Origin of the sequence: Pseudomonas sp. PDM05 (assembly GCF_014851685.1) — a bacterium.
Classification (GTDB): Bacteria; Pseudomonadota; Gammaproteobacteria; order Pseudomonadales; family Pseudomonadaceae; genus Aquipseudomonas.
This window is the reverse complement of record NZ_JACVAC010000001.1, coordinates 398,052-424,494: the sequence shown is the minus strand read 5'-3', so window position 1 is coordinate 424,494 and position 26,443 is coordinate 398,052. Positions and strand designations below refer to the sequence as shown.

General features: G+C 62.2%; 24 protein-coding genes. 8 read left to right on the top strand and 16 right to left on the bottom strand.

Features of this window, described 5'->3' with window-relative positions; translation table 11 throughout:
• Window positions 1–6: 6 nt before the first annotated feature.
• From IB241_RS01985 to IB241_RS01975, 3 genes are read right to left on the bottom strand one after another with little or no spacing between them, the layout of a single operon-like run.
• Window positions 7–1,410 carry an efflux transporter outer membrane subunit gene (locus IB241_RS01985; RefSeq protein WP_192296724.1) on the bottom strand — a complete coding sequence of 468 codons (1,404 nt, stop codon included), beginning with the start codon at window positions 1,408–1,410 and terminating at the stop codon, window positions 7–9.
• Window positions 1,403–3,376: a MacB family efflux pump subunit gene (locus IB241_RS01980; RefSeq protein WP_192296723.1), complete on the bottom strand. Its 1,974-nt coding sequence runs from the start codon at window positions 3,374–3,376 to the stop codon at window positions 1,403–1,405. The genes IB241_RS01985 and IB241_RS01980 overlap by 8 nt, the downstream gene beginning before the upstream one ends.
• Window position 3,377: 1 nt before the next feature.
• Window positions 3,378–4,547 carry an efflux RND transporter periplasmic adaptor subunit gene (locus tag IB241_RS01975; RefSeq protein WP_192296722.1) on the bottom strand — a complete coding sequence of 390 codons (1,170 nt, stop codon included), beginning with the start codon at window positions 4,545–4,547 and terminating at the stop codon, window positions 3,378–3,380.
• A 259-nt stretch (window positions 4,548–4,806) separates the two neighbouring features.
• Here IB241_RS01975 and IB241_RS01970 point away from each other — a divergent pair, with 259 nt between their 5' ends.
• From IB241_RS01970 to IB241_RS01955, 4 genes are all read left to right on the top strand, one after another.
• Window positions 4,807–5,289, top strand: a complete 483-nt coding sequence (locus IB241_RS01970) for a sigma-70 family RNA polymerase sigma factor (RefSeq protein ID WP_192296721.1) — start codon at window positions 4,807–4,809, stop codon at window positions 5,287–5,289.
• A gap of 119 nt (window positions 5,290–5,408) precedes the next feature.
• On the top strand, window positions 5,409–6,746 hold the full coding sequence (locus IB241_RS01965; protein WP_192296720.1) for a lysine N(6)-hydroxylase/L-ornithine N(5)-oxygenase family protein: 1,338 nt from the start codon (window positions 5,409–5,411) through the stop codon (window positions 6,744–6,746).
• A 66-nt stretch (window positions 6,747–6,812) separates the two neighbouring features.
• Window positions 6,813–8,033 (top strand): putative DNA modification/repair radical SAM protein, encoded by a 1,221-nt coding sequence (locus tag IB241_RS01960; protein WP_192296719.1) that lies wholly within the window; start codon window positions 6,813–6,815, stop codon window positions 8,031–8,033.
• Complete coding sequence (locus tag IB241_RS01955) at window positions 8,030–8,863, top strand: TIGR03915 family putative DNA repair protein (RefSeq protein WP_192296718.1); 834 nt, start codon at window positions 8,030–8,032, stop codon at window positions 8,861–8,863. Before IB241_RS01960 ends, IB241_RS01955 begins: the two co-directional genes overlap by 4 nt.
• 154 nt (window positions 8,864–9,017) lie before the next feature.
• Here the strand turns inward: IB241_RS01955 and IB241_RS01950 are convergent, their stop codons facing one another.
• The 7 genes from IB241_RS01950 to ctlX all read right to left on the bottom strand — a co-directional run bounded on the left by IB241_RS01950 (window position 9,018) and on the right by ctlX (window position 14,911).
• On the bottom strand, window positions 9,018–9,515 hold the full coding sequence (locus IB241_RS01950) for an Lrp/AsnC family transcriptional regulator (RefSeq protein ID WP_192296717.1): 498 nt from the start codon (window positions 9,513–9,515) through the stop codon (window positions 9,018–9,020).
• Between the two features lie 5 nt (window positions 9,516–9,520).
• Complete coding sequence (locus IB241_RS01945; protein WP_225595206.1) at window positions 9,521–10,351, bottom strand: ABC transporter ATP-binding protein; 831 nt, start codon at window positions 10,349–10,351, stop codon at window positions 9,521–9,523.
• A 3-nt stretch (window positions 10,352–10,354) separates the two neighbouring features.
• Window positions 10,355–11,068: an ABC transporter permease gene (locus tag IB241_RS01940; protein WP_192296716.1), complete on the bottom strand. Its 714-nt coding sequence runs from the start codon at window positions 11,066–11,068 to the stop codon at window positions 10,355–10,357.
• A complete protein-coding gene (locus IB241_RS01935) occupies window positions 11,065–11,766 on the bottom strand; it encodes an ABC transporter permease (protein ID WP_192296715.1) in 702 nt (233 codons plus the stop codon). Before IB241_RS01935 ends, IB241_RS01940 begins: the two co-directional genes overlap by 4 nt.
• Before the next feature lie 138 nt (window positions 11,767–11,904).
• The gene (locus tag IB241_RS01930; protein ID WP_192296714.1) at window positions 11,905–12,684 is read right to left on the bottom strand and encodes an ABC transporter substrate-binding protein; all 780 of its coding nucleotides are present in this window, start codon (window positions 12,682–12,684) and stop codon (window positions 11,905–11,907) included.
• 245 nt (window positions 12,685–12,929) lie between these two features.
• A complete protein-coding gene (locus tag IB241_RS01925) occupies window positions 12,930–13,973 on the bottom strand; it encodes an ornithine cyclodeaminase (protein ID WP_192296713.1) in 1,044 nt (347 codons plus the stop codon).
• An 11-nt stretch (window positions 13,974–13,984) separates the two neighbouring features.
• A complete protein-coding gene (ctlX, locus tag IB241_RS01920) occupies window positions 13,985–14,911 on the bottom strand; it encodes a citrulline utilization hydrolase CtlX (RefSeq protein ID WP_192296712.1) in 927 nt (308 codons plus the stop codon).
• Between the two features lie 287 nt (window positions 14,912–15,198).
• Between ctlX and IB241_RS01915 the strand changes: the two genes are divergently transcribed.
• A complete protein-coding gene (locus IB241_RS01915; protein WP_192296711.1) occupies window positions 15,199–16,095 on the top strand; it encodes a GNAT family acetyltransferase in 897 nt (298 codons plus the stop codon).
• 31 nt (window positions 16,096–16,126) lie between these two features.
• Here the strand turns inward: IB241_RS01915 and IB241_RS01910 are convergent, their stop codons facing one another.
• The 6 genes from IB241_RS01910 to IB241_RS01885 form a co-directional block, all read right to left on the bottom strand.
• On the bottom strand, window positions 16,127–16,408 hold the full coding sequence (locus tag IB241_RS01910) for a hypothetical protein (RefSeq protein ID WP_192296710.1): 282 nt from the start codon (window positions 16,406–16,408) through the stop codon (window positions 16,127–16,129).
• A gap of 171 nt (window positions 16,409–16,579) precedes the next feature.
• Entirely contained in the window at window positions 16,580–17,599 is a 1,020-nt protein-coding gene (locus IB241_RS01905; RefSeq protein WP_192296709.1) for a branched-chain amino acid aminotransferase, read from the bottom strand.
• A gap of 172 nt (window positions 17,600–17,771) precedes the next feature.
• On the bottom strand, window positions 17,772–19,148 hold the full coding sequence (lpdA, locus tag IB241_RS01900) for a dihydrolipoyl dehydrogenase (RefSeq protein ID WP_192296708.1): 1,377 nt from the start codon (window positions 19,146–19,148) through the stop codon (window positions 17,772–17,774).
• 3 nt (window positions 19,149–19,151) lie between these two features.
• A complete protein-coding gene (locus IB241_RS01895) occupies window positions 19,152–20,405 on the bottom strand; it encodes a dihydrolipoamide acetyltransferase family protein (protein WP_192296707.1) in 1,254 nt (417 codons plus the stop codon).
• On the bottom strand, window positions 20,406–21,464 hold the full coding sequence (locus tag IB241_RS01890; protein ID WP_192296706.1) for an alpha-ketoacid dehydrogenase subunit beta: 1,059 nt from the start codon (window positions 21,462–21,464) through the stop codon (window positions 20,406–20,408).
• Between the two features lies 1 nt (window position 21,465).
• Entirely contained in the window at window positions 21,466–22,701 is a 1,236-nt protein-coding gene (locus IB241_RS01885) for a 3-methyl-2-oxobutanoate dehydrogenase (2-methylpropanoyl-transferring) subunit alpha (RefSeq protein WP_192296705.1), read from the bottom strand.
• Between the two features lie 195 nt (window positions 22,702–22,896).
• Here IB241_RS01885 and bkdR point away from each other — a divergent pair, with 195 nt between their 5' ends.
• From bkdR to IB241_RS01870, 3 genes are all read left to right on the top strand, one after another.
• Window positions 22,897–23,379 (top strand): Bkd operon transcriptional regulator BkdR, encoded by a 483-nt coding sequence (gene bkdR, locus IB241_RS01880; RefSeq protein WP_192296704.1) that lies wholly within the window; start codon window positions 22,897–22,899, stop codon window positions 23,377–23,379.
• Between the two features lie 180 nt (window positions 23,380–23,559).
• A complete protein-coding gene (locus IB241_RS01875; protein ID WP_192296703.1) occupies window positions 23,560–25,185 on the top strand; it encodes a methyl-accepting chemotaxis protein in 1,626 nt (541 codons plus the stop codon).
• A 35-nt stretch (window positions 25,186–25,220) separates the two neighbouring features.
• The gene (locus IB241_RS01870) at window positions 25,221–26,438 is read left to right on the top strand and encodes an HD-GYP domain-containing protein (protein WP_192296702.1); all 1,218 of its coding nucleotides are present in this window, start codon (window positions 25,221–25,223) and stop codon (window positions 26,436–26,438) included.
• Window positions 26,439–26,443 lie beyond the last annotated feature (5 nt).

The window sequence follows — 26,443 nt, the reverse complement described above, 5'->3', positions numbered from 1 at the left end:
TTTTGTTTATCGGATATTGCTTTCCCAGCCGCCCCCCAGTGCTTTGTACAGGGCGATGCTGGCTTGTACGCGCGACAGCCGCAACTGCACGTTCAAATCCTGGGCCGCGTACAGGGTGCGCTGGGTTTCCAGGACCGTCAGCAAGTCCGCGGCGCCTGCCTGGTAGCGGCTTTGAGCGATCTGGAAGGCCGTCTGCGCTTGTTGCAGTTCTTCGGTTTGCCAGTGGCGCTGCTGGTCGAGGCGGGTGATGTTGCTGAGGGATTTTTCCACATCGGCAAAGCCGTTGATGATCGCGCCGCGATAGCTTTGCAGCAGCTCATCCTGGCGTGCGCGGGCCTTGTCGCGCTCGGCGCTTAAACGGCCATTGTTGAAGATCGGCGCGATCAGGCCGGACGTCAGGGTGTAGAACGGGCTGCGCAGGATTTCGTTGGCCTTGTAGGCGCCGCTGCCGAGTGTGGCGCCAAGGGTCAGGGTTGGCAGCATGGCGGCGCGGGCAACGGTGACGTCAGCACTGGCGGCGGCCAGTTGCGCTTCGGCCTGGGCCAGGTCGGGGCGCCGGCTGAGCAACTGGCTCGGCACACCGCTGCCGATGGTCGGCCAGGTCAGGGCCTGGAACGTTTCGTTGCCCAGGTCCACGGCTTGCACGGGTTGGCCGAGCAGGGCGGCGAGGGTGATCTGCGACTCTTCGGCCAACTGCTCGATCAACGGCAATTGCCGTTGCTGGCTGGCCACCAGGCTTTTCTGCTGGGCCAGTTCCAGGGCAGTGGCGGAGCCGGCGTCGTAGCGGGTCTGCACCAGGTCGAGCACGTTGCGCGCATTGGCCAGGTTGAGCGCGGCGATCTGTTGGCGCTGGCGTGCGGCGAGGGTCTGCGCGTAGCGGTCGGCGACGTTGCCGAGCAGGGTCAGCTCCACTGTGGCCTGGTCGAACTCACTGGCGCGCAAGGTCTGCACCGCGCTGTCGCGGGCGGCGGCGCGGCCACCCCAGAAGTCCAGTTCATAGCTGGCGGTGAAGTTGGTGTCGTAACTGTTGACGGTGTTGTTGCTCGCAGTGGCGTTCAGGTCTGAGTTGCCGCTGCCGCGCAACAGCCGTTCACGGCTGGCGGTGAGGTTGAACTTCACCTCGGGCAGCAGCGGCGCACCGGCGATCACCGCGCTGGCCTGGGCCTGGCGCACGCGGGCCATGGCGGCGGCGACGTCGAAACTGTCGCGGCGCGCCTGCTCGACCAAGCGGTTGAGCTGCGGGCTGCCGAACTGCGTCCACCACCGTGCATTGCTGGCCTGCGCCGTCTCGCGTTCGGCATATTGCCAGGCGGCGGGTGCGGCGATGCCGCTGTCGACAGCCGGCGGCTGGCCGGCGCAGGCGCTGAGCAACAGGCACAGGCCGGGCAGGTAAAGGGACGGTTTATTCACTGGTCAACGCCTTAACCGGATCGAGCCGGGCAGCTTTACGGGCCGGCATGAAGCCGAAGATGACACCGGTGACCAGCGCACAGCCAAACGCGCCGAACACCGCCACCAGGGAAAATTGCACGGCCACTTCGGCCAGCACCAACACGCCGCCGACGAGCAGCGCGAGGGCGATGCCGAACAGGCCGCCGACCACCGAGAGCATCACCGCTTCGGTGAGGAACTGGCGCAGGATGTCGCGCTGGCGGGCGCCGGTGGCCATGCGGATGCCGATTTCACGGGTACGCTCGCGGACGGTCATCAGCATGATGTTCATCACACCGATACCGCCCACCAGCAGCGAGATCGCGGCAATCGAACCGAGCATCAGCGACAGCGTATTCTGCGTGCGCGCCTCGGCCTGGATCATCGCCGCGTTGTTGGTCAGCTGGTAGTCGCGCTTGCCGTTGTGCAACTTGAGCATCAACTGGTCGATGGCCCGCTCGGCTTCGTGGACCTTGCGCGCATCGGCGGCGGCAATCGCCACGTATTCGGGGTTATAGGTGCCGAACAGGCGCACGCTGGCGGCGGTGTAGGGGATGGCGACGCGGTCGTCGCTGTCCTTGTTGCCGGAGCTGGAGCCTTTTTCCGCGAGCACGCCGATCACCTGGAACGGCACGTTTTCGATGAGGATGTATTGGCCGATCGGCGTCGGCAGATCCTTGAACAGCTTCTCGCGGATGCGATGGCCGATCACCGCGACGGTGGCCCCGGCGCGCTCATCGGCCTCGGTGAAGTAGCTGCCCTCGACCACCGGCCAGTTGAAGATCTCCGGGAAGTTGATGTCGTTGCCGCCCACGTATGCCAGGTAGTCGAGGTTGCCGAAGCGGATCCCGGCGTCGCTGCCATTGACCGGCATGATGCGCTTGACCTGGGGCAACGCCGCCAGTGCCGCCACATCGTTGAGGGTAACGATGCCCAGCGGCGTACGCGGGTTGGGCGACGAGCCGCTGAGGTAGATGATGTTGGAACCGAACGCGCCCATCTGCGCCATGACCTGGCGCTTGCTGCCTTCGCCCACCGCCAGCATCACCACCACCGACGCCACGCCGATGATGATCCCCAGCAAGGTCAGCGCGGTGCGGAACTTGTTGATCCACATCACCCGCCAGGCGGCCTGCACGGCGTCGACCAGTTCGGCCTTCCACGCGCCATTGTGCTCGGCGCCGTCGACCAGGCGCTGGCGCAGGTCCACGGCTTGCAAGGCATCACTGTTGGCGACCGCCGGCACGTAGCTGGCGTCTTTGGCCGAGTCGCTGATGATCTGGCCGTCGCGGATCTCGATGATGCGGTTGGCGCGCGCCGCCACTTCGCGGTCGTGGGTAATCAGGATGACCACGTGGCCCTGGCTGGCCAGTTCGTCGAGCAGTGTCATCACCTCGGCGCCGCTGTGGCTGTCGAGGGCGCCGGTGGGTTCGTCGGCCAGGATGATATGGCCGCCGTTCATCAGCGCGCGGGCAATCGACACCCGTTGCTGCTGGCCGCCGGAGAGTTGGTGCGGACGGTTGCCGGTGCGCTCGGCCAGGCCCAGGCGGGTGAGCAGGGCCTTGGCGCGGGCGTGGCGTTCAGCGGCGCTGATGCCGGCGTAGATCGCCGGCATCTCGACGTTTTCCTGGGCCGAGCCCGACGGGATCAGGTGGTAGCCCTGGAACACAAAGCCGAACGCCTCGCGGCGCAGCCAGGCCAGCGCGTCGCCGTCCAGGTGCGCGACGTTTTCTCCGGCGAACAGGTAGTCGCCCGCAGTGGGGCGGTCGAGGCAGCCGAGGATATTCATCAGCGTCGATTTGCCCGAGCCGGACGCGCCGACAATCGCGACGAATTCCCCGGCGTGGATTGCCAGGTCGATGCCGCGCAACACGTCGACTTGCGGGCTGTCGCCGCCGCCGTAGGATTTGCGGATGTTCTTGAGTTCGATCAGGGGCGTGGCCAACTCAACCCCCGTTGCCGTCGGCTGGGCCGATCAGCAGGTGATCGCCTTCGTTCAAGCCGTCGAGCACTTCGACGCGCAGGCGGTCGCTGATACCCAGGCGCACTTCGCGTTCCTCGATACGGCCGTTCTTGGCGACCACACGAGCGATCTGTTTATCGGCGTTCGCTGTACCCTGCAGCGCGGCGACGGGGGCGGTGAGGGCATCCTTGACCTGGCTGGCGACAAAAAACACCTGGGTGGTCATCTCGGCCATCAGCGCGTGGTCGCTGTTGTCCACGTCCAGCAGCACGGTGTACAGCACCACGCGGCCGCTGCCGCTCTTGTTGGAACTGCTGGGGCTGCCGCTGCCCTGGGTTTCGTTCAGCGGCTTGGGCGGGATCGGCAGGATCTGCCGCACGGTGCTGGTCCAGCGCCGGTTGCCGCCGCTGAGGGTGGTGAAATACGCAGTCATCCCCGGTTTGACGTGGCCGATGTCGGCCTCCGAGACTTCCGCCCACACGGTCATCGGCGACAACTTGGCGATGCGCAGGATCAGCGGGGTCTGTTGTTGCGCATTGAGGGTCTGGCCGACACGGGCGTCTACCGCGACGACGGTGCCGTCCATCGGCGCATAGATGCGCGTGTAGCCCAGCTCCGCTTCGTCGCTGCGCAGGCTGGCCTGGGCCTGGAGGATCTGCGCCTGGAACATCGCCACCCGCGCCTGGGTGGCGCTCAGCTCGGCCTTGGCGGTTTGCACGTCTTCTTCGCGGGTGGCGTTGCCGGCCGTCAGACGTTGCTGGCGCTGGTATTTCTGCTGCGCCAGTGCCAGTTGGGCCTGCTGTTCCTGCAACTGCGCCTTGAGGTTCTGGATGCCGTAGCGGCTGGCGTCAAGCTTGGCTTTTTGCGTCGACGGGTCGATTTCCACCAGCAGTTGGCCTGCCTTGACATGGTCGCCGGCTTCGACGTGGATCTTCTGGATCTGCCCCGACGCCTGGGCGCCTACGTCCACATAGCGGCGCGGTTGCAGGGTGCCGAGGGCGGTGACGCTGTTTTCGATATTGCCGCGGGTCACGGTGACGGTGGCGAGGGCGTCGCGGTCCGAGGGCAGCACTTGCCAGGCGGCAACGCCGATGACGGGGATCAGGCACGCGACAACAAGCAGCGCGCGTCGGGCGGGTCGAGAGCGTTTCATGCTTTGGTTCCAGCCAGGGAAGTTCGGGGCGCAGTTGCGCAGAGCTGACTGTTAAACGAGGGGATTGCGCGGGGATTTAGGCGGTTACACAAGCGGTTACAGCTCCATGGGTTAAAAAAACGTCCGTTGGTACAACACTTCTTTAAAAGTAGATGAGAATTACTATAAATTGCACGCACCCAAACTGCCATCATCGTTTGGGTATCTTTTCTTACAGTGCACAAGGAACGGATGCCGCCTCTTCCGGCGGTCGGGAGTCATGTTGGAAAACTACTATCGCGAGCTGGTGTGTTTCCTCAACGCCAAGCTGGGCAACCGACAGGTGGCCGAGGATGTGGTGCATGACGCTTATGTCCGGGTGCTGGAGCGCTCCAGCGACACGCCGATCGACCAGCCACGCGCGTTTTTGTACCGCACGGCGCTGAACCTGGTGATCGACGGGCACCGCCGCAACGCGTTGCGCCAGGTCGAGCCGCTGGAAGTGCTGGACACCGAAGGGCGCTTCGCCAACTCATCGCCCCACGCCAGCCACGCCCACGAGCAGCGCCTGGCGATGGTGGAGCGGGCCCTGGCGGAACTGCCCAAGGCCTGCCGCGACAGCTTCCTGCTGCGCAAGCTCGACGGCCTGTCCCACCCGCAAATCGCTGAGCGCCTGGGGATTTCCCGCAGCCTCGTGGAAAAACACATCGTCAACGCGATGAAGCACTGCCGGGTACGGATGCGCGAGTGGGACGCACACTGAGCGCTGATCGGTTAAATTTTTTTTCACTGTCCTCGTTTCCTATCAACACACGACCTGTTGTGCAGGTCTTGAAGGTATTCCCGCCCCACCGCCAAGGGGCTTATCCAGAGGACACTGGAATGACACAGGCAATTGCTTCGCCCGCGGTTCACGACCTGATCGGTATCGGTTTCGGCCCTTCGAACCTGGCGCTGGCCATCGCCCTGCAGGAGCGCGAAAAAGCCCAGGGCAAACTCGACGTGCTGTTTCTCGACAAGCAGGCGGACTACCGCTGGCACGGCAATACCCTGGTGACCCAGAGCGAACTGCAGATTTCGTTCCTCAAGGACCTGGTGACCCTGCGCAACCCCACCAGCCCTTATTCCTTCGTCAATTACCTGAAAACCCACGGGCGCCTGGTGGATTTCATCAACCTGGGTACCTTCTATCCGTGCCGCATGGAATACAACGACTACCTGCGCTGGGTCGCCGGGCAGTTCCAGAGCCAGGCGCGCTACGGCGAGGAAGTGCTGGCCATCGAGCCGATCCTGCATCAACAGCAGGTTGAAGCGTTGCGCGTGATCTCCCGCGACGCAGTGGGCGAGCAGCATGTGCGTACCACCCGTTCGGTGGTGGTCAGCGCCGGTGGCACGCCGCGTATTCCCGAGGCGTTCAAGGCGCTCAAGGGTGACGGCCGGGTGTTCCACCATTCCCAGTACCTGGAGCGCATGGCCCAGCAGCCCTGCATCGACGGCAAGGCGATGCGTATCGCGATCATCGGCGGTGGCCAGAGCGCGGCCGAGGCGTTCATCGACCTCAACGACGGCTTCCCGTCGGTGCAAGTCGACATGATCCTGCGCGGTTCGGCGCTCAAGCCGGCGGATGACAGCCCGTTCGTCAACGAAGTGTTCTCGCCGGCGTTCACCGACCTGGTGTTCCAGCAGGTGGGCGAGGAGCGCGAACGCCTGGTCGCCGAGTACCAGAACACCAACTATTCGGTGGTGGACCTGGACCTGATCGAGCGCATCTACGGCATCTTCTACCGCCAGAAAGTCTCCGGTATCGCGCGCCAGGCGTTCCGCACCATGACCGTGGTCGAAAAAGCCACGGCTGGCCCGCTGGGTATCGAACTGGTGCTGCGCAACAACGCCAACGGCGAAACCTGCGTCAACCACTACGATGCGGTGATCCTCGCCACCGGCTACGAGCGCCAGACCCATCGCGCCTTGCTGGCACCGCTGGAAGCCTACATGGGCGACTTCGAAGTGGCCCGCGATTACCGCATCGTCACCGACGAGCGCTGCAAGGCCGGCATTTATATCCAGGGCTTCAGCCAGGCCAGCCATGGTTTGAGCGACACGCTGCTGTCGGTCCTGCCGATCCGTGCCGATGAAATTGCCGCGTCGTTGCACGAAAACGACCGCAGCCGTGGCCAGGAGCGTTCGGTGAAGGACCTGCTGCTCGCTACCGCGAGCTGACAGGCTGCACTTGTGACATAGGGGGGCTGCTGATACTGTACAAAAAACCAGTATCGGTAGCCTTCCATGCAGTTGATCGAAAAACTCAGCATCCTCGCCGACGCCGCCAAGTACGACGCTTCCTGCGCCAGCAGCGGCGCGCCCAAGCGCAGTTCCGAGGGCAAGGCCGGGCTGGGCTCCACCGATGGCATGGGCATCTGCCACAGCTACACACCGGACGGGCGCTGCGTCTCGCTGCTCAAGGTGTTGCTCACCAACTTCTGCCTCTACGACTGCCAATACTGCGTCAACCGCCGCTCCAGCGACGTGCCCCGCGCACGCTTCAGCCCGGAGGAGGTGGTGACCCTCACCCTGGATTTCTACCGGCGCAATTGCGTTAGCGGGCTGTTTCTCAGCTCCGGCATCATCCGTTCCTCCGACTACACCATGGAACAGTTGGTACGCGTCGCCAAACTGCTGCGCGAGGAGCATGATTTCCGGGGCTACATCCACCTCAAGACCATTCCCGATGCCGACCCGGCGCTGATCGCCGAGGCCGGGCGCTATGCCGACCGGCTGAGCGTGAACATCGAGTTGCCCACCGAAGCCAGCCTGCAGACCCTGGCGCCGGAAAAAAAGATCGTGTCGATCAAGCAGGCCATGCAGACCATCTACACCGGCGAGCAGACCGTATTCAACGAGCCGCGCGCGCCGCGTTTCGCGCCAGCGGGGCAGAGCACGCAGCTGATCGTCGGCGCCGACGACACCGACGACAGCACCATCCTGCATGGTGCCGAGGCGTTGTACGGCAGCTTCAAGCTGCGCCGCGTGTACTACTCGGCGTTCAGCCCCATCCCCAACAGCCCGAAAAGCGTACCCCTGGCCGCGCCACCGCTGATGCGCGAGCACCGCTTGTATCAAGCCGATTTCCTGCTGCGCAGCTACGGCTTCAACGCCACCGAACTGTTCAAGGGGCCCGGTCACCTGGCCCTGGATATTGATCCCAAGCTGGCCTGGGCCCTGGAAAACCGCGACGTCTTCCCCCTCGACCTCAACCGCGCCGAACCGACCTTGATCGCACGCATTCCCGGCATTGGCCTGCGCACCACCCAACGGCTGGTGGACCTGCGCCGTGAACGCAAGATCCGCTTCGAAGACCTCGCACGCATGCGCTGCGTGTTAGCCAAGGCCAAGCCGTTTTTCATCACCAGCGACTACCACCCGCAACAGGCCGACAGCACCAGCGTGCTGCTGCGCGAGCAATTGCGTGATCGTCCGCAGCCGCAGCAAATGGGCTTGTGGGGATGATCAGCCTGGAATGCGACAACCTGTTCAGCACCTGGCGCGACCAGGCGCGCTGGCTGCTCAGCCATCAGGTCGATCCCAGCCAGGTAAGCTGGGGCGAAGCCGAGGTGGCCGACCTGTTTGCCACTGACGAGCCGATCCCCGCAGGGCTTGGGCCGTTCCAGACGCGGGTGCCCAAGGCGCTGCTCGAATTGCTCGAGTCGGCCGCCTGCTATCACGGCGAGCAGCGTTGGAGCCTGTTGTATGAAGTGTTATGGCGCGTGAGTCATGGCGACCGTACGGCGATGCTGGCGGGGGACAAATTGGGCAGCGAGTTGCAGCGGCGGATCAAACAGGTCAGCCGAGAGGCGCACCACTTGCATGCGTTTGTGCGCTTTGTGGCGCTGCCGGCCGGGGCTGGGCCCGAATTGCCGGAGTACGTGGCGTGGCATGAACCGGCACACGACATCTTGAAATCTGCCAGCCAGCATTTTGTCGGGCGCATGGGGCGCCATCGCTGGATGATCGCCACGCCGTTGGACGGGGTGTATTACGACGGTGAGCAGCTGATCCACCAGCGTGAATGCCCCGAGGCGTGGCGGCAGTTGGCGCAGAATGTCGAGGACCCCCACAGTGAGATGTGGTTGACCTACTACAGCCATATCTTCAATCCGGCGCGCTTGAACCCCAAGGTGATGGAGGGGCATTTGCCCAGTCGGTTCTGGAAGAACCTGCCGGAGGGCAAGTTGATCCCGGGGTTGATCAGCGAGGCGCGCACGGGCAAGCAGAAGGACGGGCAGGCCAAACTGATTGGCGCCAAACCTGGTAAACGAATTTCAAGCGGGCACGCATAAAAATGTGGGAGCGGGCTTGTGTGGGATTGGGCTTGTGTGGGAGCGGGCTTGCTCGCGAATACGGTGCGTCAGTCGAAACATCTTTGGCTGATACACCGCTTTCGCGAGCAAGCCCGCTCCCACAAGGGCTATGCAGTGTTTGGTGAGTTGCCTTTCAGGTCAGCTCTGTAGCGGTGTTTTTGACCACGGCCAACTCCGGATGCGCCACCAACTTATCGATATGCAACTCGTCATTGTTCAACCAGGTCTCCGTCAGCACCCGGTAATGCTCCATGTCCCGGCAGCGCATGCGCAGGCTGTAGTCGAACGGCCCGCTGATCAGCTGGCATTCGAATACCTGCGGGCAGTTTTTCACACAGGCTTCAAACGCCTTCTGCGCCGAGCGCCCGCTTTGGTTGGACAAGGCCACCAGCACCAGCAGTGACAGCCCCGGCGAGACCATCTGCACATCGATGATCGCCCCGTACCCACGAATCACCCCGCGTCGCTCCAGCTTGCGCACCCGTTCCAGGCAGGGCCTGGGCGTGAGGTGCACCAGCGACGAGAGCTTTTCGTAGGTGATGCGCCCCTGGTGACGCAGCACTTCGATGATGGCTTCATCGATGCGATCCAGCGCAGGGGAGGTATGGGGTCCGTTGGCCTTGGTATCCATGGGTTTCACTTCAAACGGTTGGAAAGAAATTGCTGCAAGCGTTCGCTCTTGGGGTGGTCAAGGATCTCGGCGCCGCCTTGTTCCTCGACACGACCCTGGTGCAAGAACAGCACTTGGCTGGACACCTGGCGGGCAAAGCCCATTTCGTGGGTGACCATCAGCATGGTACGACCTTCCTCAGCCAACGTCTGTATGACTTTGAGGACTTCTCCTACAAGTTCCGGGTCGAGGGCCGAGGTGGGTTCATCGAACAGGATGATCTCCGGTTCCATGGCCAGGGCGCGGGCAATCGCCACGCGTTGTTGCTGGCCGCCCGACAGGAAGGCTGGGTATTGATCGGCGACGCGGCCCGGCAGGCCGACCTTGTCCAGGTACATCCGCGCGCGTTTTTCCGCCTCGGCGGCGCTGACGCCCAGTACCCGGCGCGGGGCCATGGTGATGTTTTCCAGCACGGTCATGTGGCTCCACAGGTTGAAGTGCTGGAACACCATGGCCAGGCGCGTGCGCAGGTTTTGCAGTTGGGCCTGGTGCGGCGCGCGGGTGCCGGCGCGACCTTGCTGCATTTCGATGCTGATGCCGTCGAGCGTGATGACCCCGGCGTCGGGTTGTTCGAGAAAGTTGATGCAGCGCAGCATCGTACTTTTACCCGAGCCGCTGGCGCCGATCAGGCTGATCACGTCGCCGTTGCGGGCGTTGAGGGACACGCCCTTGAGCACCTCGTGTTCGCCATAGCGTTTGTGGATGCCTTCGACTTGCAGCTTGACGGCGGCGGTGGCGGCTTTGGCCACGGGTACATCCAGAGGGTATGCGGCCAGGGCCTGCGCGGACTGATTCATGGGTTAGCCTCGGGTAGGAACAAGAAAGCGCATCCAGCGACGTTCGGCCAGTCGGAACAGGCCCACCAGTGCAAAGGACAGCAGCATGTAGAGCAGGGCGGCGATGCCAAAGGCCTGGAACGTGAGGAATGTCTCGGCATTGGCGTCGCGGGCCACCTTGAGGATGTCGGCGACGGTGGCGGTAAACGCCAGGGACGTCGCGTGCAGCATCAGGATCATTTCATTGCTGTAGGCCGGCAATGCGCGGCGCAGTGCGGCGGGCACCACCACAAACAGGTTCAGCCGCCAGCCGTGCAGGCCGTAGGCGCGGGCCGCTTCGATTTCACCATGGGGAATGTTGCGGATCGCCCCGGCGAAGATTTCCACGGTGTAGGCGCAGGTGTTGAGCACGAAGGCGAGCAGGGTGCAGTTCAGCGCGTTGCGGAAAAACTGGTTGAGCAGGGCGTTGTCCTGCACCACTTCCAGGCTGTACAGCCCGGTGTAGCAAATCAGCAGTTGGATATACAGCGGTGTGCCGCGAAACAGGTAGGTGTAGACCTCCACCGGCCAGCGCAGCCAGAAGTGCTCCGAGACCCGCGCGAGCGCCAGGGGGATCGACAGGCAAAAGCCGAACACCACCGAGATGATGAACAACCACAGGGTCATGGCCACGCCGGACAACCCCGCGCCATCGCTGAACAGGTAGGCCAGGCCGTATTGCTGGAACAGTTCGATCATCGCGCCATCCCCTTGATGCCGAGGTTGTAGCGCCGTTCGAGGCGCTTGAAGATGCGGTTGGACAGGGTGGTGATCACCAGATAGACCAGGCCCGCGAGGATCAGGAAATACAACGGCTCGTTGGTGGTCTTGCCGGCGTTTTGCGCGGCCTTGACCAGATCCGACAGGCCGATGATCGACACCAGCGCGGTGGACTTGAGCAGCACCAGCCAGTTATTGCCCAGGCCCGGCAGGGCAAAGCGCATCAGTTGCGGGAACAGCACCAGATGGAAGCGCTGCCAGCGACTCAGGCCGTAGGCGGTGGCCGCTTCCAGTTGGCCGACGGGTACGCTGAGGATCGCGCCGCGGAAGTTCTCGGTGAAATACGCGCCGTAGATAAAGCCCAGGGTCACCACCCCGGCGGTAAACGGGTCGATTTCAAAGTAATCCCAGCCGGCCATTTCGCTCAGGTCGTTGAGCCACAGTTGCAGGCTGTAGAAGATCAGCAGGATCAGCACCAGGTCCGGCACGCTGCGGATCAGCGTGGTGTACAGCGTGGCCGGCACCCGTAGCCATCTGACGCTGGACAGCTTGGCGCCAGCGGCGATCAGGCCCAGGACGAGGCTGAGGGCCAGGGCGAGGAACGCCAGCTTGAGCGTCATCCACGCGCCTTGGGCGAGCATGGGGCCGTAGCCTTGCAAGTTTAGGAATTCGTTCATGGAGGGAGTATCTCTGAAGGGCACAGATATCCCCCTGTGGGAGCGGGCTTGCTCGCGAAGACGGAGTGTCAGTCACTGGATGTGTGTCTGGCACATCGCCTTCGCGAGCAAGCCCGCTCCCACAGGGTCGGTGTTGGCTTACTCGTTGTAGATGTCCTGATCGCCGAAGTATTTCTTCTGGATCTGTGCGTAGGTGCCATCCGCTTGCACCGCCGCGATGCCTTTGTTGATCAGCGCGCGCAATTCCTGGTCGTTCTTGCGCAGGCCCATGGCGATGTCCAGCGGCAGGGTGGGGTCTTTGAACGCCGGGCCGGTCTTGAAGTCGGCGCCTTCCGGCTTGGACAGGAAGTTGAGTTGGGCTTCGAGCTTGTCGGTCAGGGTCGCATCAAGGCGGCCGTTCTGCAGGTCGGCATAGTTCTGGTCCTGGGACTGATACGCCTTGATCTGCGCGCCGAGCTTGGCCAGGTGTGCACGGGCGTAGGCCTCTTGCAGCGAACCTTGCAGAACGCCGACTTGCTTGCCTTTCAACGACTCGGGGGTATCGCCGAAGTCGGCGCTCTTGCGGGTGATCACCGAGGTCGGGCTGAGGAACAGGCGGTCAGTGAAGTCGATGATTTTTTCGCGGGCCGGGGTCACGGCCATGGACGACATGATGGCGTCGAACTTGCGCGCACGCAGGGCCGGGATCATGCCGTCGAATTCGTTGTGCACCCAGGTGCATTTGACTTCGAGCTTGGCGCAGATGGCGTTGCCCAGATCAATGTCGAAACCTTGCAGGCTGCCGTCGGCGGCCACGGATTCGAAGGGCGGGTATTCGGGGAAGACGCCGAAGCGGATTTCTTTCCACTCCTGGGCGTGGGCGGCGGTGGCGCACAGTGGCAACAGCAACGCAGCGAAGAGTGATCGCAGTGGAGTCATGGTGTAGTCCCTATATTTTGTAATTGATGTCAGGGCAGTAAATGAGTTGAAACAAATCGTTCTTGTTGGCGGAGAGAATGCTTCATGGTGGTGCGTTTTTTGTGTCGTTTACCCCTCGCATAAAGCGCGAATTGCGCTGTTAAAACAGGCAATGCAGCGGAATCGGCTGTGACACCCGCTGAATCGGCTTTTGCTCCTTGAATATCTGGCCCACCCTCTGCGCAAAGCGGCAGGCCAGAGCGGTCTCAGGCGCGCTTTTTCTGCTGTGCGACCGGCTGGGCCAGACGCGCAAACAGGTCTTTCGGGTCGGCCAGGTCCGGCACCAGTTCAAGGGTGCTGCCCACGTCCAGGGCGGTGGCCACATCCAGCACGTAGCGCAGCGCCGAGTAGTCTTCGATGGCAAAACCCACCGAGTCGAACAAAGTGACCTGGCGTGGGTTTTCGCGGCCGGGTTTTTGCCCGTTGATCACTTGCCACAGCTCGGTCACCGGCGAATCTTCCGGCATGTGCTGGATTTCACCTTCGATACGGCTTTGCGGCTCGTACTCGACGATCACGCGGGCACGCTCGACGATACGTCGGTCCAGCTCGGTCTTGCCGGGGCAGTCGCCGCCGACGGCGTTGAGGTGCATGCCCGGTTCGATCATGTCGTCGGTCAGGATGGTCGCGTAGGCCTTGTCGGCAGTGACAGTGGTGACGATGTCCGCGCCTTTCACTGCGTCAGCCACGCTGCTGGCCAGGATCACCTTGATTGCCGGGAACGCCTTGAGGTTGGCCGCCAGCTTGGCGGTGGCCTTGGCGTCGATGTCGAACAGGCGGATTTCATTGATGCCGAGCATGGCGTGGAAGGCCAGGGCCTGGAATTCACTCTGCGAGCCGTTGCCGATCAGCGCCATGCTGCGGCTGTTGTCCCGCGCCAGGTAGCGCGCCACCAGCGCCGACGTGGCGGCGGTGCGGATCGCGGTGGTCAGGGTCATTTCCGCCAGCAGCACCGGTTTGCCAGTGTCTACATCGCCCAGGGCGCCGAAGGCCATCACGGTGAGCATGCCGGCCTGGGTGTTTTTCGGGTGGCCGTTGACGTACTTGAAGGCGTACAGCGAGGCATCCGACACCGGCATCAACTCGATCACACCGTCCGGCGAATGGTTGGCCAGGCGTGCACACTTTTCGAAGTCCTGCCAGCGTAGGTAGTCGGCGCGGATGTACTCGGCCATTTCGGTGATGCAGGTTTGCAGGCCTTTTTGCGACACCAGGTAGCTGAGGTCATTGACGTCGATGTAACGGGTCATGGCAAGACTCCTTATTGAAATGAGGGACGGGCTGGCAGATGCACTTCCGCCAGCATGCAGCGGGCACTGCCGCCGCCGATGCGTTCGATGTTGTCGATATTCACCACCACCGGCCGGGTGTGGCGTTCCACATGCGCACGCTGCGCCGGCTGCAGGGCACCCCAGGCGCTGGCCGACATCACCAGCAGCGGTTGGCCGTCGCGGTCGTGGACTTCGAGCATGTTGCCGGCGAAGGCTTCGAGCTGGTCGAAGTCGAGGGCGAGGATGTCCTTGCCGGTGTCGCGCAGCGAGCGTTCCAGGGCCAGGCGTTCGTCGGCATCCGGCAGGGCTTGCAGGCACACCACCGAGAGGTCGCGGCCGACGCTCATCATCACGTTGCTGTGGTAGATCGGCGCGTGGTGGCGGTCGACGGCGTGGAATACGCAGAGCTGGTAGTCGAGGCGCTCGGCGAACTGGCGCAGGGCGTCGTGATGGGTGCGCCCGGAGTGGCAGGCGTAGCTGATGCGGTGCTGACGGTCGAGCACCATGCTGCCGGTGCCTTCGAGAAAGATGTTCTGTTGTTCCAGGTGGCTGAGGTCGATGGTGCTGTTGATCGCAAAGCGTTGTTCCAGCACTTGCAGCACGCCTTTGTTGCGTTCCAGCCGGCGGTTCTGGCCTTCCATCGGGTACAGCACCAGGCTGCCGTCGGCGTGGCTGCTCCACCAGTTGTTGGGGAAGATCGAGTCGGGGGTGTGGGGCGCCGGGGTGTCCTGCACCACCAGCACTTCGACACCGTGCTGGCGCAGGGTGTCGACATAGCCGTCGAACTCTTCCAGCGCTTTCTGCTGTGCACTCAGTGGGTCGGCGGGCTGGCGTTGGAAACGGTTGTTGATCGCGGTGTCCGGGTTGAAGGCAAAGCGCGCCGGGCGAATCATCAAGACGGTGTTGGTGGTTTGCATGGGTGCACGAATCCATGAGGTTGAGCTGTGGGACTATTTTGTGGGTTGTGCGGGATGAATCCCGGCTGAAACGAGGGGGCGGCTCAGCCGGGAAAGCTGAAAGGGGAGGTGGCGCGACCGAATCGGCTGCCAGCTCTGGAATGCAATCAAAAATGTGGGAGCAGGCTTGCTCGCGAATGCGGTGGATCAGCCAGCTCATCCGTTACTGACACACCGCATTCGCGAGCAAGCCCGCTCCCACATTGGTATTGTGGCGTTTGCTAAAACGCCGTCAGCCAGGAGGAATCATGCCTACCGCCGTTCGTCTCGCCCAACCCGCCGATGCCGAGGGCATCAGCCAGGTCATCCTGGCTGCCCTGCACAGCAGCAACGCGAAGGATTACCCGGCAGACGTGATCGCCCGGGTCGCGAGCAACTTCACCCCCGATGCAGTCCTGGCCTTGCTGACGCGCCGGGTGGTGCTGGTGGCGGTGCAGGACGACGTCATCGTCGCCACGGCGGCGCTGGACGCCAATGTGGTGCGTTCGGTATTCGTCAATCCGGCGCTGCAAGGGCAGGGCATTGGCCGGTTGTTGATGAACGAGATCGAACGGCGCGCCCGAGAAGCCGGGGTGACGGTATTGAACGTGCCGTCTTCACTGACGGCCGAGCCGTTCTATACCAAGCTGGGTTTTCACACCGTGCGCGATGTCTATCACGGCAACGAGCGGACGCTGGTAATGGAAAAGACGCTGCTGTCGCGCCACCCCATCGGGCCGTATCGCGACCGCCAGCACCGGGCGCAGGTGGTGGCGTTGTGGCAGGAGGCATTTGGGTATGACACGGCGCACAACCTGCCGACCCTGGCGATCGATAAGAAGCTGGCGGTCAACGATGGGCTGTTTTTTGTGGCCACGGATAAGAAGGCCGTGATCGGGACGATTCTTGCCGGTTACGACGGCCATCGCGGCTGGCTGTATTCGGTGGCGGTACACGCCGACTATCGGCGCCATGGCTTGGGCTCTTCGCTGGTGCGCCATGCGGAGCAGGCGTTGACGGCCCTGGGTTGCATGAAGATCAACCTGCAGATATCCGGCGGGAATGAGGCGGTGACGGGGTTTTATGAAACCCTGGGATATGGGGTAGAGCCGCGGGTCAGTATGGGCAAGAAGATTTTAGAAAACATCAAGGTTTCAGATGCATGACCGAAGGCAAACTGGTCATGCCGTGTACGGTTTACTTCCCAGTCCTTTTTTTGCGTTTCTTGATGGCGTAGGCGGTCATCTTGGCAAACGCATTGGCGACGTCCAAGTACAGTTTTTTGTCGTCATCATCGTAATCCCCGTCACCGTCGACGTCGTCAGGAGAGGAGGCCGTATCATAAACGCCGTTTTGCTGACTGGATGACGCGTAGACAGCCCAATCAAGATTCTTGTTGATATACGTCTCCATCACGATTTCTTTACTGCCGTCCCCTTCAAAATCCTCACTGGAAACACGTAGTTCGTACTTGGCCATGAGTCACTCCTCGTCTTATCAGCTAGAGAGTTGCAAATTAGGCTCGACGATTTTTAGCGTCTACTGTCAGATCTCACAGGTGTTCAGACGTCCAGTGATCCAGGGAAATGAAAAGGCCCATTTACCTTCAGCAGTAAATGGGCCTTTTGGAGCAGCAGGATCAGGTCATTTTCAGACCTTGACGATCCAACCCTCTGGCGCTTCAACATCACCGGTCTGCACGCCGGTCAGCTCTTTGTAGAGTTTCTGGGTGATCGGACCCACTTCAGTCTCGCTGTGGAACACATGCAGCTTGCCGTTGTACTGGATACCACCGATCGGCGAGATCACCGCTGCGGTACCACAGGCGCCGGCTTCCTTGAACTGGTCCAGCTGGTCGATGAACACTTCGCCCTCGACCACTTCCAGGCCCAGGCGGGTCTTGGCCAGTTCGATCAGCGACAGGCGGGTAATGCCTGGCAGTACCGAAGGCGACTTCGGCGTGATGAACTTATTGTCGTGGGTGATCCCGAAGAAGTTGGCCGAACCGACTTCCTCGATTTTCGAGTGGGTCATCGGGTCCAGGTAGATCGCGTCGGCGAAACCGGCTTTCTTCGCTTCCGAACCTGGCATCAGGCTGGCGGCGTAGTTGCCACCGACCTTGGCGGCACCGGTGCCTTGTGGCGCGGCGCGGTCGAAGGTGGAAATCTGGAAGTTGTGGGGCACCAGGCCGCCTTTGAAATAGGCGCCGACCGGGATGCAGAACACCGAGAAGATGAACTCCGGCGCGGGGCGCACGCCGATGTTGTCACCGGTGCCGATCACGAACGGGCGCAGGTACAGCGCGCCGCCGCTGCCGTACGGCGGGATGAACCGCTCGTTGGCCGCGACCACTTGTTTGCAGGCGTCGATGAACACGTCGGTCGGCACATGCGGCATCAGCAAGCGGGCGCAGCTGCGTTGCATACGGGCGGCGTTCTGGTCCGGGCGGAACAGGTTGATCGAACCGTCCTTGCAGCGGTAGGCCTTGAGACCTTCGAAGCACTGCTGGCCATAGTGCAGGGCAGTGGAGCCCTCGCTGATGTGCAGCACGTTGTCGTCGGTCAGGGTGCCTTCTTGCCATTCGCCGTTTTTCCAGACCTGGAGAAACCGCTTGTCGGTCTTGATGTAGTCAAAACCCAGCTTGTCCCAATTGATGCTTTCGTTACCCATGACACCCTCTATCTTTGGTCAAGTCGGTTTTTTTCTGAATGGGCGCAACAATACTTCATTCTTGGCTTGGTGTGGGAGCGGGCTTGCTCGCGAATGCGGTGTGTCAGGCGCAAAATTTATTGACTGATCCATCGTATTCGCGGGCAAGCCCGCTCCCACAGGGGGGGCGGTTTTACAGGTGCAGCGCGTGGCCCAAGGCTCTTAACGCCGCTTCCTGCACTGCTTCGCCCAAGGTCGGATGGGCATGGATCGTGCCCGCCACATCCTCCAGGCGCGCGCCCATTTCCAGGCTCAGGCCAAAGGCGGTGGACAGCTCGGACACGCCGACGCCAACCGCTTGCCAGCCGACGATCAGGTGGTTATCGCGGCGTGCCACCACCCGCACGAAGCCGGTTTTCGACTCCAGGGTCATCGCCCGGCCATTGGCGGCGAAGGGGAAGCTCGACACGACGCAGTCCAGGCCTGCGGCCTTGGCTTCATCCGGGGTCTTGCCGACCACCACCAGTTCCGGGTCGGTAAAACACACCGCCGGGATCGCTGCCGGAGTGAACTCACGATGCTTGCCGCTGATCAGTTCGGCGACCATTTCGCCCTGGGCCATGGCCCGGTGCGCCAGCATCGGCTCGCCGCTTACATCACCGATGGCCCACACGTTGCGCATGCTGGTCTGGCAGTGCTGGTCGATCTTGATCGCGGCGCCGTTCATCTCCAGGTCCAGCGCCTCAAGGTTCCAGCCCTGGGTGTTGGGTTTGCGACCAACGGCGACCAGCACCTGATCGGTGCCCAGTGACAAGGTCTCGCCGTTCGGATCACGCACTTGCAGGCGGCCGTCGGCAAACCCGGTGACGCTGTGCTTGAGGTACAGCTTCATCCCCAGTTGCTTGAGGGATTCGTTTACCGGCGCCGTCAGCTCGGCGTCATAGGCCGGCAGGATACGATCCTGCGCCTCGACCACACTGACCTCGGCACCAAGCTTGCGGTAGGCAATCCCCAGTTCCAGGCCGATGTAACCGCCACCCACCACGATCAGCCGCTTGGGCACACGGGTCGGTGCCAGGGCTTCGGTGGACGAGATGATCGGCCCGCCAATCGGCAGCATCGGCAGGTTGACGCTTTTCGAGCCGGTGGCCAGCAGCAGGTGTTCGCAGCGGATGCGCTGGTCGCCGACATCGACGGTCTTGCCGTCGACCACGCTGGCCCAGCCGTGGATCACCTGCACTTTGTGTTTCTTGAGCAGTGCGGCAACGCCGGTGGTCAGGCGGTCAACAATGCCGTCCTTCCATGCCACGCTTTTGCGGATGTCCAATGTCGGCACATCCACATCGATACCCAGGGGCGAACCTTGGCTGAGGTGCACGGTTTGCTGGAATTGCTCGGCCACATGGATCAAGGCCTTGGACGGGATGCAGCCGATATTCAGGCAAGTCCCCCCCAGCGCCTGGCCTTCTACCAGGATGGTCGGGATGCCCAGTTGGCCGGCGCGAATCGCCGCCACATAACCGCCGGGGCCGCCGCCGATAATCAGCAGCGTCGTGTTCAACGTTTGCATGACTTACTCCAAAAACAGGCTGGCGGGTTGTTCGAGCAGGCCGCGAATGGCCTGGATGAATTGCGCCGCGTCCATGCCATCGACCACGCGATGATCGAAGGAGCTGGAGAGGTTCATCATCTTGCGCACCACGATCTGGCCCTTGATCACCATCGGCCGCTCGACGATTCGGTTGACGCCGACGATGGCCACTTCCGGCAGGTTCAGCACCGGCGTGCTGACGATGCCGCCCAACGCGCCCAGGCTGGTCAGGGTGATCGTCGAGCCGGACAGCTCGTCACGGCTGGCCTTGCCATTGCGCGCGGCGGTGGCCAAACGCGCGATCTCCTCGGCGTTGCCCCACAGGCTGCGGGCTTCAGCGTGACGCACCACTGGCACCATCAGGCCGACGTCGCTCTGGGTGGCGACGCCCACATGCACCGCGCCGAGGCGGGTGATGACCTGGGCTTCGTCGTCGTAACGCGCGTTGATCTGCGGGAAATCGCGCAGCGCAACAACCATGGCACGCACGATGAATGGCAGCAGGGTCAGCTTGCCGCGTGTGGCGCCGTGTTTTTCGTTGAGGTGCACACGCAGCTCGTCGAGGGCGGTCACGTCGATTTCTTCCACGTAGCTGAAATGCGCGGCGCGGCGGGTGGCGTCCTGCATGCGCTGGGCAATCTTGCGGCGCATGCCGATCACCGGGATCTGCTCTTCGCTGTTGCGTTCGGCATAGGGGTTGGCGGTGGCTGAAGCCTTCGCTGTGCCTTGTTGGAGGTAGGCGTCGAGGTCTTCGTGCAGGATTCGCCCGGCCGGGCCGGTGCCCTGGACCAGGCGCAACTGAATCCCGGCGTCCAATGCGTGCTTGCGCACGGCCGGGGAGGCCAGGGGACGTTCGTCGGCTGCACGGCAAACAGGTGCCGGCGCGGGTTTGCTGACAACGGCAGCCGGCGCGGGCTTGGCTTCTACCACAGGTGCCACGGGCGCCGCTTTGGGCGCCTCCTTTATCACCGGCGCGTCCTTGGCATTGCCCGCGCCTTCCACTTCAATGCTGATCAAAATACTGCCCACGGCCATGACTTCACCCGGCTCGCCGCCGAGGGCGATCACCTTGCCGTGCACCGGCGAGGGAATATCCACCATCGCCTTGTCGGTCATCACATCCGCCAGCACCTGGTCTTCAACCACCATGTCGCCGACTTTCACATGCCACACCGACAGTTCAACTTCTGCGATGCCTTCGCCAATGTCCGGCATCTTGATTACGTGCGTGCCCATTCAGACCTCCATGACCCGTTTCAACGCCGCGCCCACACGGGACGGCCCTGGGAAATACGCCCACTCTTGCGCGTGCGGGTAGGGGGTGTCCCAGCCGGTGACGCGTTCGATCGGCGCTTCCAGGTGGTGGAAGCAATGCTCTTGCACCAGCGCCACCAGTTCGGCGCCAAAGCCGCAGGTGCGGGTGGCTTCGTGCACCACCACGCAACGGCCGGTCTTTTTCACCGACTTGACGATGGTTTCCAGGTCCAGCGGCCACAGGCTGCGCAGGTCAATGACTTCGGCGTCGATGCCGGTTTCTTCGGCGGCGACTTGCGACACATACACGGTGGTGCCGTAGGTCAGCACGGTCACGGCGGAACCCGGACGCACGATGGCGGCCACGTCCAGCGGCACGGTGTAGTAACCGTCCGGCACTTGCGCTTGCGGGTGTTTCGACCACGGCGTCACCGGACGGTCGTGGTGGCCGTCGAACGGGCCGTTGTACAGGCGCTTGGGCTCGAGGAAGATCACCGGGTCGTCGTTTTCGATCGAGGCGATCAGCAGGCCCTTGGCGTCATAGGGGTTGGACGGCATCACCGTGCGCAGGCCGCAGACCTGGGTGAACACCGCTTCGATACTCTGGCTGTGGGTCTGGCCGCCGTAGATGCCGCCGCCGCAAGGCATGCGCATGGTCAGCGGCGCGGTGAACTGGCCGGCCGAGCGATAACGCAGGCGCGCGGCCTCGGAGATGATCTGGTCGGTGGCGGGATAGACGTAGTCGGCGAACTGGATCTCGGCCACCGGGCGCAGGCCGTAGGCGCCCATGCCCACTGCGACGCCGATGATGCCGCTTTCGGAGATCGGTGCGTCAAACACCCGCGAGCTGCCGTACTTGCCCTGCAAACCTTCGGTGCAACGGAACACGCCACCGAAGTAACCGACGTCCTGGCCGAACACCACCACGTTGTCGTCACGTTCGAGCATCACATCCATGGCCGAGCGCAGCGCCTGGATCATGGTCATGGTGGTGGTGGTCATGGCGGTTTCCACTTCGATACTGTTGTTGTGATCGTTCATGTCAGACCCCCAACTCTTGACGCTGGCGCTTCAAGTGCTCCGGCATCTCTTTATAGACGTCTTCGAACATGGTCGCGGCGCTTGGAATCTGGCCGCCGGCGAGGGTGCCGTATTGTTCGGCTTCTTTTTGCGCGGCGATGACTTCGGCTTCCAGCTGCGCGCTGACTGCGGTGTGTTCCTCTTCGGACCACTGGCCAATCTTGATCAGGTGCTGTTTGAGACGTGCAATCGGGTCGCCGAGGGGGAAGTGGCTCCAGTCGTCGGCCGGGCGGTATTTGGACGGGTCATCCGAGGTGGAGTGCGGACCGGCACGGTAGGTGACCCACTCGATCAGCGTCGGCCCCAGGTTGCGCCGCGCCCGTTCGGCGGCCCAGGCGGAGGCGGCGTACACCGCGATGAAGTCGTTGCCGTCCACGCGCAGGGAGGCGATGCCGCAACCGACGCCGCGTCCGGCGAAGGTGGTGGCTTCACCGCCGGCAATCGCCTGGAAGGTGGAGATGGCCCACTGGTTGTTGACCACGTTGAGGATCACCGGCGCGCGGTACACGTGGGCGAAGGTGAGGGCGGTGTGGAAGTCGGATTCGGCGGTGGCGCCGTCGCCGATCCAGGCGGACGCAATCTTGGTGTCGCCCTTGATGGCCGAGGCCATGCCCCAGCCCACGCCCTGTACGAATTGGGTAGCGAGGTTGCCGGAAATGGTGAAGAAACCGGATTCCTTGACCGAGTACATGATCGGCAACTGGCGGCCCTTGAGCGGATCGCGCTCGTTGGACAGCAGTTGGCAGATCAGGTCCACCAGCGGCACTTCGCGGGCCATCAGGATGCTTTGTTGGCGGTAGGTGGGGAAGCACATGTCGTCGATGTTCAAGGCCAGGGCCTGGGCGCTGCCGATGGCTTCTTCGCCAAGGCTCTGCATGTAGAACGACATTTTTTTCTGACGCTGGGCGACCACCATGCGGTTGTCGAAGATGCGCGTCTTGAGCATGGCGCGCATGCCTTTGCGCAGGATCTCCACTGGCACGCCTTCGGCCCACGGGCCGAGGGCCTGGCCCTGGTCGTCGAGCACGCGGATCAGGCCCTTGGCCAGGTCGGCGGTGTCGGCGGGTTCTACGTCGATGGCGGGTTTGCGCACGGTGCCGGCGTCGGTCAGGCGCAGGTACGTGAAGTCGGTCTTGCAGCCTGGGCGGCCCGAGGGTTCGGGAACGTGCAGGCGCAGTGGTTCGTACTGCTGGGTCATGGCTTTCTACGCTCTATCTTGTGAATTTCTTGTAGTGGGCGCGCTAGCTGACAGTCAGACCCCGGGTAGGGGAAATCTTGTCCTACAACAATCATAGGCGGGGCGTAGGAGAATATTTATCTGTGTTTCGTTGCGCTCGCGATCATTTGCGGATAAAAAAACTGCATAAACATAATAAACAGGTGATTTTGTCTCATGCGCAAACTGGACCGTACCGATATCGGCATTCTCAACGCCTTGCAGGAGAACGCCCGCATCACCAACGCCGACCTGGCCCGCTCGGTCAACCTGTCGCCCACGCCGTGTTTCAACCGGGTCAAGGCGATGGAAGAGTTGGGCTTGATCCGCGAGCAGGTCACGCTGCTGGACCCGGATTTGTTGGGGCTGCACGTGAATGTGTTTATTCATGTGAGCCTGGAGAAGCAGAACGAACTGGCGTTGCAGCAGTTTGAAGGCGCGATCTCGGATCGGCCGGAAGTGATGGAGTGTTACCTGATGGCGGGTGACCCGGATTATCTGATCCGGGTGCTGGTACCGACGATCCAGTCACTGGAGCGCTTCATGATGGACTTTTTGACCAAAGTGCCGGGCGTGGCGAATATCCGCTCCAGTTTTGCCCTTAAACAAGTGCGTTATAAAACTGCGCTGCCGTTACCGCGCGATGGCCTGATGGTGTGAATATCGGCACAAGGCAGTCGCGTTTAATCTGATGTTTAGCTAAGCAATGATATGGGTCATTTTTATTCGCGCTAATTAATAAAAAATTGCATGACGGCTCACGCTTTTTTCACATACTTTTAAACAAAGTTAAACCCGTCAGGTCGTGTCCCATGCGACCAAGGGGAAGGGTGAGCCACGATGTCCATGAGATCCTTGAAGTTGAACTTTCGTACCACATTGTGCTTCGGTGTGGTTTGTTTCTTGCTGTTAATACAGGGCGCGATGACGCTGATAAAAGTCGATAAGGTTTATTCGTCGACGGTTGAAATCGAAAGTAACTGGCTGCCCAGTATTCGCCTGGCGGGCCAGATAGATTCCACGTTCTACAAACTTCGCCTGGATCTGCGTCGTTACGCCATGGAGTTCCCTGACAAGGACCCGGCCTCCCTGGAAAAACTCAAGGCTGTTCGCGCCGAAGTACTGCAGATTGCCGAAAGCTATGCGCCGATGGTGTCGAGCCCCGAGGAGCAAGCCAAGTACAACGACGCACTCAGCGAGATCAAGAATTACAGCCAGAAAATGGATGAATTCCTCGCGCAAGCCGCCACGTTTTCCCCGGAACAAATGTCGGTGTACCTGCGCGACGTCAACGGCCCTATCGCCCGTGAAGTGCAGGGCTCCATCAATGACCTGATTGTGCTCAATGAACAGGGGTCCAAGGCGGCCGTGCAAGTCGCGGCGAGCGAACACGATGCGGCCCGCTTGTTCACTTGGGTGCTGATGGCCAGTTCGGTATTGATCGCGGTGGTCGTCGCACGGTTGTTTGCCCGCAGCATCATTGGCCCGGTGCGTGAGCTGATGATCTCGACCGGCAAAATCGCCGACGGTGATTTGCGCGTGGCGATTGCCATCAACGGCAAGGACGAACTGACCGAGCTGCAACGCTCGACTGCCACCATGCAAATGAACCTGAAAAGCACCTTGCAGCATATCTCGGAGGCATCCGGGCAGTTGGCTTCGGCTGCGGAAGAAATGAGTGCAATCACCCGTGAATCCACCGCTGGCATCGAACGCCAAAGCATGGAGACCGACCAGGCGGCGACGGCGGTCAACGAGATGACGGCGGCAGTGGAGGAAGTCGCGAGGAATGCGGTTTCCGCTTCCCAGTCGACGCAAGACTCCCAGCGCTCGGCAAGCGTGGGCCAGCAGCGCGTCACGCAAACCATCGCCTCGATCGAAAAACTCAGTGCCACGGTGCAGCAGACCGGCGTGGAAGTCGAAGGCCTGGCCAAGCAGGCTCAGGACATTGCCCGGGTGGTCGAAGTGATTCGCTCCATCGCCGAGCAGACCAACCTGCTCGCCTTGAACGCGGCGATTGAGGCGGCAAGGGCCGGGGAGCAGGGCCGGGGCTTTGCGGTAGTGGCCGACGAAGTGCGGGCGCTGGCCCACAGAACGCAAACGTCGACCCAGGAAATCGAACAGATGATTGCGAAAATCCAGGCCTGTTCGAGCGAGGCGGTGGCGTCCATGGTCCTCAATCGCAACGAAGCGGTGGATTCGCTGAAGGTCGCCCATGAAGCCGGCGTGGCCATTACCCAGATCACCCAGGCCATTACCGACATCAACGAGCGCAACCTGATGATTGCGACGGCCTCGGAAGAGCAGGCCCATGTTGCCCGGTCCGTCGATCAGAACCTGATCAGCATCCGCGACCTGTCCATCCAGAGTTCGTCGGCGGCCGGGCAAACGTCGGTGGCCAGTCAGGAACTGTCCCGACTCGCCGTGGACCTCAAGCAGATCGTCGCGAAGTTCGCCGTGAGTTGATCATGTAGCGGGTCAAGCCTTGGGGGGGGTTATAGATGCTCAAATGCATTGCGTGTTCTCAGGTCAGCCTGGGCATGTACCTTCATAAACTGGATGGCCCGTGGATCGGCCACGGGTTCTGGAAGAGCAGCTTTTTATTGGACCGCGAAGACGACCTGCAGCGTTTGTTGACGTCGCAGGTCCAGCGGGTCTGGATAGACACTGCCAAAGGCTGCGACACGCCGCCGCCCGCCCGACCGGCCCAGGTTACGCTCAGCAGCCCGGTCAAAACGCGCCCGGTGGAACCGACTCCGGCAGAGACAAAGGCGGAGGTCGCGCGCGCAGTGAGGGTGTGTGCGGTCGCCAAACGTGCAGTGGTCAGTATGTTCAGCGACCTGCGCATGGGGCGGGCGGTGGATGTGCATCATGTGGCCGGCCTGGTGGAAGAGATTTCGCAGTCCATGCTGCGCCATCCCCATGCCTTGCTCAGCCTGGTGCGGCTGAAAAAGGCCGACGAATACACCTACATGCACTCCGTCGCGGTCAGTGGCTTGATGATCGCGCTGGCACGGCAGTTGGATCTCTCTGCGGAGCTGGTCCAGGAAGCCGGGCTGGCGGGGTTGTTTCATGATGTGGGGAAAATGATGATTCCCGAGGCGATTTTGAACAAGCCGGCCGGGCTTACCGAGGTGGAGTTTCACACCGTCCGCCAGCACCCGGTGGAAGGCGCCCGGTTGCTGCGTCTCTGCCCGCAGATCAGTGCCTTGGTGCTGGATGTGTGCCTGCATCACCACGAAAAATCTGACGGCAGCGGTTATCCCAATGGCTTGCTGCAAGAGCAGATCAGCCTGTTCGCCCAGATGGGGGCGGTATGCGACGTCTACGATGCGATCACCTCGGAGCGCCCTTACAAGCGCGGCTGGGGGCCCGCCGACGCGATCCGGAAAATGGCGGAATGGAAAGGTCATTTCGATGATCAGGTGTTCCAGGCGTTTGTGCGCTGCGTAGGGATTTATCCCGTCGGCGCCTTGGTGCGCCTGGAGAGTGGGCGCATTGGCGTGGTGGTCGAACAAAGCCCGAAATCGCTGCTCACCCCCAGGGTCAAGGTGTTTTTCTCTGCACGTTCACGCTTGCCGATTCCCCAGGTTGTGGTGAACCTGGCCGAACAAAGCGACAAGATTGTCGGCCGGGAAAATGCCGAGGAGTGGGGCTTCAAGCACGTCGACGAACTGTGGTCGGGGCTTGCCCCCTCCAAGACGTCGTATTTTGAGTGACATCG

Bases quoted from the DNA above. Each gene is read 5' to 3' on its own strand.
- IB241_RS01975 (WP_192296722.1), bottom strand. From the start codon at position 4,547: ATGAAACGCTCTCGACCCGCCCGACGCGCGCTGCTTGTTGTCGCGTGC.
- IB241_RS01970 (WP_192296721.1), top strand. From the start codon at position 4,807: ATGTTGGAAAACTACTATCGCGAGCTGGTGTGTTTCCTCAACGCCAAG.
- IB241_RS01965 (WP_192296720.1), top strand. From the start codon at position 5,409: ATGACACAGGCAATTGCTTCGCCCGCGGTTCACGACCTGATCGGTATC.
- IB241_RS01960 (WP_192296719.1), top strand. From the start codon at position 6,813: ATGCAGTTGATCGAAAAACTCAGCATCCTCGCCGACGCCGCCAAGTAC.
- IB241_RS01955 (WP_192296718.1), top strand. From the start codon at position 8,030: ATGATCAGCCTGGAATGCGACAACCTGTTCAGCACCTGGCGCGACCAG.
- IB241_RS01950 (WP_192296717.1), bottom strand. From the start codon at position 9,515: ATGGATACCAAGGCCAACGGACCCCATACCTCCCCTGCGCTGGATCGC.
- IB241_RS01945 (WP_225595206.1), bottom strand. From the start codon at position 10,351: ATGAATCAGTCCGCGCAGGCCCTGGCCGCATACCCTCTGGATGTACCC.
- IB241_RS01940 (WP_192296716.1), bottom strand. From the start codon at position 11,068: ATGATCGAACTGTTCCAGCAATACGGCCTGGCCTACCTGTTCAGCGAT.
- IB241_RS01935 (WP_192296715.1), bottom strand. From the start codon at position 11,766: ATGAACGAATTCCTAAACTTGCAAGGCTACGGCCCCATGCTCGCCCAA.
- IB241_RS01930 (WP_192296714.1), bottom strand. From the start codon at position 12,684: ATGACTCCACTGCGATCACTCTTCGCTGCGTTGCTGTTGCCACTGTGC.
- IB241_RS01925 (WP_192296713.1), bottom strand. From the start codon at position 13,973: ATGACCCGTTACATCGACGTCAATGACCTCAGCTACCTGGTGTCGCAA.
- ctlX (WP_192296712.1), bottom strand. From the start codon at position 14,911: ATGCAAACCACCAACACCGTCTTGATGATTCGCCCGGCGCGCTTTGCC.
- IB241_RS01915 (WP_192296711.1), top strand. From the start codon at position 15,199: ATGCCTACCGCCGTTCGTCTCGCCCAACCCGCCGATGCCGAGGGCATC.
- IB241_RS01910 (WP_192296710.1), bottom strand. From the start codon at position 16,408: ATGGCCAAGTACGAACTACGTGTTTCCAGTGAGGATTTTGAAGGGGAC.
- IB241_RS01905 (WP_192296709.1), bottom strand. From the start codon at position 17,599: ATGGGTAACGAAAGCATCAATTGGGACAAGCTGGGTTTTGACTACATC.
- lpdA (WP_192296708.1), bottom strand. From the start codon at position 19,148: ATGCAAACGTTGAACACGACGCTGCTGATTATCGGCGGCGGCCCCGGC.
- IB241_RS01895 (WP_192296707.1), bottom strand. From the start codon at position 20,405: ATGGGCACGCACGTAATCAAGATGCCGGACATTGGCGAAGGCATCGCA.
- IB241_RS01890 (WP_192296706.1), bottom strand. From the start codon at position 21,464: ATGAACGATCACAACAACAGTATCGAAGTGGAAACCGCCATGACCACC.
- IB241_RS01885 (WP_192296705.1), bottom strand. From the start codon at position 22,701: ATGACCCAGCAGTACGAACCACTGCGCCTGCACGTTCCCGAACCCTCG.
- bkdR (WP_192296704.1), top strand. From the start codon at position 22,897: ATGCGCAAACTGGACCGTACCGATATCGGCATTCTCAACGCCTTGCAG.
- IB241_RS01875 (WP_192296703.1), top strand. From the start codon at position 23,560: ATGTCCATGAGATCCTTGAAGTTGAACTTTCGTACCACATTGTGCTTC.
- IB241_RS01870 (WP_192296702.1), top strand. From the start codon at position 25,221: ATGCTCAAATGCATTGCGTGTTCTCAGGTCAGCCTGGGCATGTACCTT.